General features: G+C 69.3%; 9 protein-coding genes. 2 read left to right on the top strand and 7 right to left on the bottom strand.

Going from position 1 to position 9,991, the window contains the following annotated elements; genetic code table 11:
• The 4 genes from glgC to glgB all read right to left on the bottom strand — a co-directional run.
• A partial coding sequence (glgC, locus tag Q1W68_RS08200) for a glucose-1-phosphate adenylyltransferase (protein ID WP_300716097.1) occupies positions 1-1,043 on the bottom strand: 1,043 nt, incomplete at its 3' end.
• A 78-nt stretch (positions 1,044-1,121) separates the two neighbouring features.
• Positions 1,122-2,627 (bottom strand): 4-alpha-glucanotransferase, encoded by a 1,506-nt coding sequence (gene malQ, locus Q1W68_RS08195; protein ID WP_300655711.1) that lies wholly within the window; start codon positions 2,625-2,627, stop codon positions 1,122-1,124.
• A complete protein-coding gene (gene glgX, locus Q1W68_RS08190; RefSeq protein WP_300655709.1) occupies positions 2,624-4,792 on the bottom strand; it encodes a glycogen debranching protein GlgX in 2,169 nt (722 codons plus the stop codon). Before glgX ends, malQ begins: the two co-directional genes overlap by 4 nt.
• Positions 4,789-6,702, bottom strand: a complete 1,914-nt coding sequence (gene glgB / locus Q1W68_RS08185; protein WP_300716100.1) for a 1,4-alpha-glucan branching protein GlgB — start codon at positions 6,700-6,702, stop codon at positions 4,789-4,791. The genes glgX and glgB overlap by 4 nt, the downstream gene beginning before the upstream one ends.
• Before the next feature lie 93 nt (positions 6,703-6,795).
• On the opposite strand from glgB, the gene Q1W68_RS08180 reads away from it, so the two are divergent.
• Together Q1W68_RS08180 and dtd are read left to right on the top strand one after the other, a co-directional pair.
• Positions 6,796-7,725 carry a cation diffusion facilitator family transporter gene (locus Q1W68_RS08180; RefSeq protein WP_300655706.1) on the top strand — a complete coding sequence of 310 codons (930 nt, stop codon included), beginning with the start codon at positions 6,796-6,798 and terminating at the stop codon, positions 7,723-7,725.
• Positions 7,722-8,165: a D-aminoacyl-tRNA deacylase gene (dtd, locus tag Q1W68_RS08175; protein WP_300655704.1), complete on the top strand. Its 444-nt coding sequence runs from the start codon at positions 7,722-7,724 to the stop codon at positions 8,163-8,165. The genes Q1W68_RS08180 and dtd overlap by 4 nt, the downstream gene beginning before the upstream one ends.
• Here the strand turns inward: dtd and ybeY are convergent.
• From ybeY to Q1W68_RS08160, 3 genes are all read right to left on the bottom strand, one after another.
• On the bottom strand, positions 8,162-8,617 hold the full coding sequence (gene ybeY / locus Q1W68_RS08170) for an rRNA maturation RNase YbeY (RefSeq protein ID WP_300655702.1): 456 nt from the start codon (positions 8,615-8,617) through the stop codon (positions 8,162-8,164). The genes dtd and ybeY overlap by 4 nt on opposite strands.
• Positions 8,617-9,024: an MliC family protein gene (locus Q1W68_RS08165; protein WP_300655700.1), complete on the bottom strand. Its 408-nt coding sequence runs from the start codon at positions 9,022-9,024 to the stop codon at positions 8,617-8,619. The genes ybeY and Q1W68_RS08165 overlap by 1 nt, the downstream gene beginning before the upstream one ends.
• A 10-nt stretch (positions 9,025-9,034) precedes the next feature.
• Positions 9,035-9,991, bottom strand: a 957-nt coding sequence (locus Q1W68_RS08160) for a PhoH family protein (protein WP_300716093.1), incomplete at its 5' end; no start/stop codon positions are given.

Raw genomic sequence — 9,991 nt, 5'->3', positions numbered from 1 at the left:
CGCACGCGCGAGAACAGCACCGAGCGGCGCACCAGCGCGCCCGAGATGATGCAGCCACCCGAGACCAGCGAGTCGACCGCGCAGCCGCGGCGGCCGTCGTCGTCGAACACGAACTTGGCCGGTGGCAGTTGTTCCTGGTAGGTCCAGATCGGCCACTCGCGGTCGTACATGTCGAGCTCGGGAATGGTGTTGGTGAGGTCGAGGTTGGCGGCCCAGTAGGCGTCGATCGTGCCCACATCGCGCCAGTAGGCCGGCGCCTCGGGGGAACTCTTCACGCACGACAGGCCGAACGGGTGCGCCACCGCGTCACCGGCGGCCACCATGGCCGGGATGATGTCCTTGCCGAAATCTCGGCTGGAGCCGGGGGTGGTGGCGTCGCGCTTGAGCGCTTCAAACAGGTGCTCGGTGTTGAACACGTACACGCCCATGCTGGCCAGCGCGGTGTCGGGCTTGCCGGGCATGTGCGGCGGTTTTGCAGGCTTTTCCAGGAAGCGCACGATGTTGCGCTCGGCGTCGATGTCCATCACGCCGAAGGCGGTGGCCTCGGCCAGCGGCACCTCGATGCAGGCCACGGTGCACTTCTTGCCCAGCGCCACGTGGTCGGCGATCAGGCTGGCGTAGTCCATCTTGTAGATGTGGTCGCCCGCGAGCACCAGGATGTACTCGGGCTTGTGCGCGCGCAGGATGTCCAGGTTCTGGTAGACGGCGTCCGCCGTGCCGAGGTACCAGCTCTCGTCGTCCATGCGTTGCTGGGCCGGCAGCAGGTCGATGAACTCGTTGAATTCGTTGCGCAGGAAACTCCAGCCGCGCTGCAGGTGGCGCAGCAGGCTGTGCGACTTGTACTGCGTGAGCACGCCGATGCGGCGCACGCCGGAGTTCAGGCAATTGGAGAGCGCGAAGTCGACGATGCGGAACTTGCCGCCGAAGTACACCGCCGGTTTGGAGCGCCGATCGGTCAGGGCGTGCAGGCGCGAGCCGCGTCCGCCCGCCAGCACCAGGGCGATGGTGCGCCGGGCGAGTTGCTGGGGGGATGTCTTTTCCATGTGTGTCTCCGTGGGTGTGTTGGGCGGGTGCGTCTTGGTGCGCACTGACGGGATGGATCGCGTGAACAGGGCGTGTGGCTACGGTATTCGGCCGTGTGCGCGCGCCATGGCGAGCAGGCGTTCGGCGGGGCGGTGGTCCACCTGGCGCCAGTCAAAGCGCCATTCCCAACAGCCGGTGGCCTGCCCCGGCGTGTTCATGCGGTGTTTGCCGTCCAGGCCCAGCACGTCCTGAAACGGCAGCACCAGCGTGTTGGCCACCGACTGCGACAGCGCGGTGATCAGCGTCCAGTGTGGCTCGGTGTCCACCGCCGGGCCAAGGTAGGCGCGCGCGGCGGCCTTGTCGTGCACCGAGGCGGCGCGCCACCAGCCCAAGGTGGTGTCGTTGTCGTGCGTGCCGGTGTAGGCCACGGAGTCGCGGGTGAGGTTGTGCGGCAGGTAGGGGTTGGCCGGTCCGCCACCAAAGGCGAACTGCAGGATGCGCATGCCGGGAAAGCCACAGGCCTCGCGCAACGCCGTCACCTCGGGCGTGATGAGACCCAGGTCTTCCGCGATGATGGCCAGCGGACCGAGCTCAGCCTGCAGCTCGGCAAAAAACGGCAGACCCGGGCCGCTTTGCCAGCGGCCCGCCACCGCGGTGGGCTCACTCGCCGGGATTTCCCAATGCGCCTCGAAGCCGCGAAAGTGGTCCAGCCGCACCACGTCCACCTGCTGGAACAGGTGGGCCACGCGGTCCTTCCACCAGCGGTAGCCGTTTTGCGCCATGACCGGCCAGTTGTAGAGCGGGTTGCCCCAGCGCTGGCCGGTGGCGCTGAAATAGTCGGGCGGCACGCCGGCCACCACCTCGGGCTCGAAGTCGTCGCCCAGCAGGAACTGGTCGGCGTGGGCCCACACGTCCGCGCTGTGGTGCGCCACGAAGATCGGTGCGTCGCCCACCACCTGCACGCCCCGGCTGCGCGCGTAGTCGCGCAGCGCCTGCCACTGCACCCAGAAGCGCCACTGCACGAATTGCCAGAAACCCAATGCCTTGGGCGCGTGCTGGCGCACCTCGTCCAGCGCGGCCGGGTCGCGCTGCGCCAGCGGCGCGGGCCACTGCGGCCAGCTGCCGATGTGGCGTTCGCTGAGCACCATGAAGAGCGCGTAGTCGTCGAGCCAGTGCGCGTGTTCGGTGCAGAAGTCGGCCAGCGCTGCGCGGCAGTCGTCGCTGGCGCGCAGGCTGAAACCGTCCCAGGCCTTGCGCAGGCTGGCCATGCGCCAGGGCGCCACGCGGGTGAAGTCGCAGCGGTGGTGGTCGAAACCCTGGGAGGGCATCCAGGGCAGCCAGCCCATCTGCACCAGGTCGTCCAGATCCACCATGAGCGGGCTGCCGGCAAACGCCGACACGCTCTGGTATGGCGAGTTGCCCGGGCCGGCCGGCGACAGCGGCAGGATCTGCCACATCGACTGGCCGGCCGAGGCGAGCCAGTCCACGAAGTGGCGCGCACCGATGCCGAGGTCGCCCGAGCCGTTGGGGCCGGGCAGGCTGGTGATGTGCAGCAGCACGCCGCTGGTGCGGCGCGAGAGAAACGGGTGGAGGTGGGTGTTCATGGCGGATGGCCACTGGATGCATGCAAGGGCTGGACCAGCACCCACACGCTGGCTTCTTGCAGCGGCAGGTGGCCGACGGCCGAGTCGCCCGCCTCACCCGGCAGCACCACCCGTGCGCGCGCGCTGTTGAGCAACACGCCCCAGTCGCCGGGCGGCAGTTGCAACTGTGCGCGGCCGTGGTCGGCGTGCCAGACCAGCAGCAGGCGCTCCCGCGGCGGTGCGCCGCCTTCGCCCACGGTGACCAGGGCGGTGAGCGTGTGGCGGTCGCGGGCCTGCCAGGCGTCTGGCCGCAGCGGCTGGCCGTCGGTGTCGAGCCAGGCGATGTCGGGCACGTTGCCAGTGCCTTCGAACCAGCGCGCGTGGCGCAGGCCAGGGTGCTGCCGCCGCAGCGCCGCGAGGCGGGCCACGAAGTCCGTGAGTTCGGCGTCGGCACGGGTCCAGTCCAGCCAGGTGGTGGCGTTGTCCTGGCAGTAGCTGTTGTTGTTGCCGTGCTGGCTGTGGCCCAGTTCGTCGCCGGCGAGCAGCTGAGGCGTGCCCTGCGCGCAGAACAGCGTGGCCAGCAGCGCACGGCGCCACTGGCCGCGGCGGTGCAGCACCACGGGGTCGTCGGTCGCGCCTTCCACACCGCCGTTGGCGCTGAGGTTGTGACCGTGGCCGTCGCGGTTGTTTTCCCCGTTCGCGGCGTTGTGTTTGTGCTGGTAGGCGGTGAGATCGGCGAGGTTGAAGCCGTCGTGCGCGGTGACCATGTTCACGCTGGCCACAGGCCGACGACCGCGCTGGTGGAACACATCGCCGCTGGCGCACAACCGGGTGGCGAGTTCGCCGCGCGTGCCGTGGTGGCCGAGCCAGAAGGCCCGCACGCCGTCGCGGAAGCGGTCGTTCCACTCCAGCCATCCCGCTTCAAATCCACCCAGCTGGTAGCCGTTCGGCCCCACGTCCCAGGGCTCGGCGATGAGGCGCACGTTGCGCAGCACCGGGTCGTGCGCCATGGCACTCAGCAAGGCACTGCGCGGGTTGAAGGCGTGGCCCAGCGCCGCGTCGCGACCCAGCGAGACGGCGAGGTCAAAGCGGAAACCGTCCACGCCGAAGGCCTGCACCCACCAGCGCAGGCTGTCCAGCACCCACTGCTGCACGCGCGGTTCGCTGAACGCCAGGGTGTTGCCGGTGCCCGTGAAGTTGTGCGGCACGCCGTGTTCGCCCATGGCGTACCAGCGGTTCTGGCCCAGGCCGCGCCAGCTCAGCGTGGGGCCGTCGAGGTCGCTTTCGGCCGTGTGGTTGAAGACCACGTCGAGCACCACCTCGATGCCGGCGCGGTGCAGGGTGTCGACCATGCGGCGGAACTCGGCGCGCACGGCAGCGGTGTCGTTGGCCAGGATGGGGTCCTCTCCAGCGGTGGCCGCCGCGTAGGCCGGCTCGGGCGTGAACGCGTTGAGCGTGTTGTAGCCCCAGTGGTTGTTCAATCCCCGTTCGATCAGGTGGCGCTCGCTGATGTGCTGGTGCACCGGCAGCAGGCAGACGGTGGTGATGCCCAGGCGCTGCAGGTGCTGCACCACGGCGGGGTGGGCGAGGGCCGCGTAGGTGCCGCGCTGGTGCTCAGGAACCAGTGGGTGCAGGCGGGTGAGGGCCTTCACGTGCGCTTCGTAGATCACCACGCGGTCGCTGGCGACGGCGGGGCGGGGCGCGATGGCCCGGCCCGCGGCCAGCTCGGCCTGCGCGTCCACCACCACACAGCGCGGCAGGTGGGCCGCGTTGTCGGTCGGGTCGGGCTGGTGTTCGTTCCAGGCTTGCGTGGGGTGCAGCGGGTCGGCGCAGGCGTGGCCGGTTTGCAGGGCCAGGCGTTCGGTGTTGCCTACCAGGGCGAGTGCCCACGGGTCGAGCAGGAGGTGCGCGGGATTGAAGCGGTGGCCGGCTTCGGGCTGCCACGGGCCGCTGGCGCGCAAGCCGTATGGCTGACCCGCGCCGATCCCGGGCACGAAGGCCGACCACACGCCGTCACCGGCGGGCTGCAGCGCCACGCGCCGGTGTTCCACCGGGGCGCCGGGCTCGAACAGGCAGACGTCCAGCCCGTGGGCATCGGGCGCCCAGACCGAGAAGTGCACGCCGTTCTCCCCACTTTGGACGTGGAGATGCGCACCCAGTGCAGGAGCGTCGCAGGGGACCGTCATGCCTGTTCTGGCTGGAGCCACAACACACCGAGCGGCGGCAGCGTCAAAGCGGCCGACCAGCGCTGGCCGTGCTGTGCCAGGTCGTCGGCCAGCACGCGGCCGTGGTTGCCCACGTTGCTGCCGCCGTAGTGGCTGGAATCGGTGTTGAGCCGCTCGTGCCAGTCCCCACCGTGCGGCAGGCCCACGCGGTAGCCGTGGCGCACCAGGGGCGTGAGGTTGGCGATCACCACCACCGTGTCTTCGAGCGCGTGGCCGTAGCGGGCGAAGGCCAGCACCGAATGGTCGGCGTCGTCCACCACCAGCCACTGGAAGCTGTAGGGATCGGTGTCGCGCGCGTACAGGGCTGGCGCGCTGCGGTAGATGTGGTTGAGGTCGCGCACCAGGTGCTGCACGCCGGCGTGCGCCGGGTCTTGCAACAGTTGCCAGGGCAGCTCGGCGTCGTGGTCCCACTCGGTGGCGGGCGCCAGCTCGGCGCCCATGAAGAGCAGCTTCTTGCCCGGGTGGGCGTACATCCAGGCGTAGAGCGCGCGCAGGTTCGCCAGCTGTTGCCAGCGGTCACCGGCCATCTTGTTCAGCAGCGAGCCCTTGCCGTGCACCACCTCGTCGTGCGAGAGCGGCAGCACGTAGTCTTCGGTGTGCGCGTACATCATCGCAAACGTCATCTGGTTGTGGTGCCAGCGCCGGTGGATCGGGTCGAGACCGAAGTACGACAGGGTGTCGTGCATCCAGCCCATGTTCCATTTGTGGTCGAAGCCCAGCCCGCCCTCAGCCACCGGACCGGTCACGCGCGGGAACGCGGTGGACTCTTCGGCCATGGTGCTGGCGCGGGGCGCCTCCTGGTGCAGCACCTCGTGCACCTCGCGCAGGAAGGCAATCGCTTCCAGGTTCTCGCGCCCGCCGTGCTCGTTGGGCACCCATTCGCCCGCCGGGCGGCTGTAGTCGCGGTACAGCATGGAGGCCACCGCGTCCACGCGCAGGCCGTCGATGCCGTACTGCTCGACCCAGAACAGTGCGTTGCCCACGAGAAAGTTGCGCACCTCGTGGCGGCCGAAGTTGTAGATGAGGGTGTTCCAGTCGCGGTGGAAACCTTCGCGCGGGTCGGCATGCTCATAGAGCGCCGTGCCGTCGAAACGGGCCAGCGCGTGTTCGTCGGTGGGAAAGTGGGCGGGCACCCAGTCCAGGATGATCTTCAGGCCGGCGGCGTGCGCGGTCTGCACGAACCGGCGGAACGATTCGGGCGAGCCGTGACGCGCGGTGGGGGCGTACAGGCCGGTGGGCTGGTAGCCCCACGAGGCGTAGAACGGGTGCTCGCTCACCGGCATCAGTTCGAGGTGCGTGAAGCCCATGTCCACCGCGTAGGGCACAAGGTGGGTGGTGAGGTCGTCCCAGGTGGGCACGGTGTGCGGCCCGTCGGGCCGGCGCCACGACCCCGCGTGCACTTCGTAGATGGCCATGGGCAGGTCGGGGCGTTCGTGGGCGGCGCCGCCCCGGTCGGCGGGCGCGCGCAGGGGCGCGCACACGCGCGCGGCGTTGCCCGGGGGCAGCTCGGTTTCCCGGGCGTAGGGGTCGGTCTTGAACACATGGCGGCCATCGCTGCCCTGCACGTCGAACTTGTACCAGTCGCCCACCGAAGCGCCGGGTACGAACAGCTCCCACACGCCGCACTCGGGGCGCAGGCGCATGGGCTGCGCGCGCCATTGGTTGAAGTCGCCCACCAGGCCCACCTGGCGCGCGTGGGGTGCCCAGACGGCGAACGCGGTGCCGCCCTGCCCGTCCAGGGTGGTGGCGTGGGCGCCGAGCTTCTGCCAGGGACGCAGGTGCTTGCCTTCGGCCAGCAGCCAGACATCGGTCTCGCCGAGCCAGACACTGGCGGTGGAGGGGGCTGCGGTGGGTGTGGGTGTGGGTGTCATGGGTGCGGCGTGTCGGCTCATTCTGGCACCGCTCGCACCGGGATGGTCGTTGTCCTTCAGCTTCACACCAGGCGGTTGCCCGACAATCCGTTCATGACGCCCGCCCAAGCCCGACTCCTCACGCCCCAACGCCTGCTCATGGCGTCGGTGGTGGTGGCCCTCATGACCATCGCCCTCAAGACGGGGGCCTGGTACATCACCGACTCGGTGGGGTTGCTGTCGGACGCCATGGAGTCGCTGGTCAACCTGGCCAGCGCGATCTTCGGCCTGGTGATGGTGACGATCGCGGCGCGCCCAGCCGACGAAGACCACCCCTATGGCCACCACAAGGCCGAGTACTTCTCATCCGGTTTCGAAGGCATCCTCATCATCGCGGCGGCGCTGGGCATCATCTGGGTCGCCGGGCACCGGCTGTTCGATCCGCAGCCGATCGCGCAGGTGGGCTGGGGCCTGGCGCTCTCGGTGGTCAGTTCCGCGCTCAACGGCCTGCTGGCCTGGGTGATGTTTCGCGCCGCGAAGGAACACCGCTCGATCGCGCTGGAGGCCGACGCCAAACACCTGGTCACCGATGTGTGGACCTCGGTGGGTGTGGTGGTGGGCATCGCGCTGGTGAGCTTCACCGGCTGGCTCTGGCTCGACCCGCTGGTGGCCATGGGAGTGGCGGCCAACATCCTGAAAGAAGGTTTTCACCTCCTGTGGCGCTCGTCGCAGGGCCTGATGGACGAAGCGGTGGAGCCCGAAGTGATGGTCACCATCCAGCAGACGCTGGATGAGCTGGTGTCCGCCAACCGTGGTGCCAACGTGATCCGTTTTGACCATGTGAGCACGCGCCGGGCCGGTCAGCGGCGTTTCGTGGACCTGCACATGCACATGCCGCCGGGCTGCACACTGGGGCAGGCCGCTGCGGTGCGCGGCACCGTGGAGCGAAAGCTCATGAGCGCCGTGCCGGGGTTGCGGGCGACCATCCAGCTCCTGCCCAGCGATGTCGAGGCACACCTGGACGACGCGAAGGATCCGGTGTGATTGGCCTGTTGCAGCGCGTGAGCGAAGCCCGCGTGGACATTGCCGGTGAGGTGGTGGGACAGATCGGCCCCGGCCTGCTGGTGCTGCTGTGCGCCGAGCCCGACGACACCGAGGCCGTGGGCGGGAAGATGCTGGCCAAGATCCTGAAACTTCGCATCTTTGGCGACGCCGCCGGCAAGATGAACCTGAGCGTGCAGGACATCGCGGGGGGCTTGTTGATCGTGAGCCAGTTCACCCTGGCGGCCGACACCAAGAGCGGCAACCGGCCCGGCTTCACCGCGGCCGCGCCGCCCGCGCTGGGCGAGGCGCTCTACGACGCCTTCGTGAAGGCCGCGCGCGCGGCGCACCCGTCGGTGCAGACGGGCCGCTTTGGTGCCGACATGAAGGTGCACCTGGTCAACGACGGACCGGTGACCATTCCCCTGCAGATCAAGGCTTAACGGTAAGGGTCCGGTTGGCCCAGGCCGGCAAGAATCTCGGTTTCGCGCGCTTCCATTTCCTCGGCGTCGGCCTCGCTGGTCTCGTGGTCCCACCCCTGCGCGTGCAGGGTGCCGTGCACCAGCAGGTGCGCATAGTGCTCGGCCAGCGGCTTCTTGAGCTCGGCGGCCTCGCGTGCCACCACCGGCGCGCACAGCACCAGGTCGGCCATCACCATCGGTTCGGTGGCGTAGTCGAAGGTCAGCACATTGGTGGCGTAGTCCTTGCCCCGGTAGTCGCGGTTGAGCGCCTGGCCTTCCTCCGCGTCGACGATGCGCACGGTGATCTCGGCATCGGCGTCCAGCGCGTGGCGGATGCAGCGCGCGACCGTGTGGCGCGGCAGCGCGGCGCGGTGGGTGGCGGCGTCCTGCAGATCGCCGAACTGCAGGGACAAGGTGAGTGCGGGCAGTGCCATCAGCGTTTGGCCGGTTGGGCGAAGCAGTTGGCCAGCAGCGTCTGCTCCTGCGCCGTGTGGTCGGCGGCCAGAAAACTCAGCTCACCTTTCATGCCTTGCGTGTACCAGCGCAGGCTGTTCTGTTCGTCCAGCGCGATGAAGCGCACCCCGGTGGTGGCGCGGCGGCCTTGCAGCATCACCGTGCGGCCGTTGAAATGCAGGGCGGCGAAGGCGTTGCCGTTGCTCAGGTTGAGGTAGACCAGCTCGATCTCGGTGCCGCCGTCGCAGCGGTAGGTGACGGACTGGCTGCTGAAAACGAGCGCCGGCGCGGCCGGAGCGGCTGCGGGCGGCGTGCCCTGGGCGGCCACGGCCAAAGGCAGCCAGGCCAGCAGAGCCGCGAGTGTGCGGGTGGTGCGAATGGATGGCATCGATTCGACCTCAAGCCGCCTTGCGGCGCGTGCGTTTGACCGGCGCGACGTCTTCCACCTGCGGCGTGCGCGCGTCGTAGGCGTCGACGATGCGCGCCACCAGCGGGTGGCGCACCACGTCGGCGCTGGAGAGGCGCGTGATCGCGATGCCCTGCACGCGCTTCAGGACGCGCTCGGCGTCGATCAGGCCGCTGAGCTCGGTGCGCGGCAGGTCGATCTGGCTCACGTCGCCGGTGATCACGGCCTTGGCGCCGAAGCCGATGCGCGTGAGGAACATCTTCATCTGCTCCACCGTGGTGTTTTGCGCTTCGTCGAGGATCACGAAGGCGTGGTTGAGCGTGCGCCCGCGCATGAAGGCCAGCGGTGCGATCTCGATCTGCTGCCGCTCGAAGGCCTTCTGCACCTTCTCGGCGCCCATCAGGTCGTAGAGCGCGTCGTACAGCGGGCGCAGGTACGGGTCCACTTTCTGGCCCAGGTCGCCGGGCAGGAAGCCGAGCTTCTCACCGGCTTCCACCGCGGGGCGGGTCAGCACGATGCGCTGCACCGCGCTGCGCTCCAGCGCGTCCACCGCGCAGGCCACGGCCAGATACGTCTTGCCGGTGCCGGCCGGGCCGATGCCGAAGGTGATGTCGTGCGTGGCCATGTTCTCGAGGTAGCGCGCCTGGTTGGGCGTGCGCCCGCGCACCTCGCCGCGCCGCGTCTGCATGGCCAGCGCACCGTCGCCCGGATCGGCCAGCGCGGTGTCGCCGCTGAGCATGAGCTGCACCTGCTCGGGCGGGATCGGCTTCTTCGCCATCTCGTACATGGCCTGCAGGGTTTCCAGCGCCTGGTTCACCTTGGGCTTGGTGCCTTCGATGCGGAACTGCTCGAAACGGTGCGCCACCTTCACGTTCAAGGCCGCCTCGATGCTGCGGATGTGGGTGTCCAGCGGGCCGCAGAGGTGACCCATGCGGACGTTGTCGGGCGG

This window comes from Hydrogenophaga sp. (genome assembly GCF_030158645.1).
Lineage (GTDB): Bacteria > Pseudomonadota > Gammaproteobacteria > Burkholderiales > Burkholderiaceae_C > Hydrogenophaga.
The sequence above is the reverse complement of the archived record's forward strand: the minus strand, read 5'-3'. Positions and strand labels throughout refer to the sequence as shown.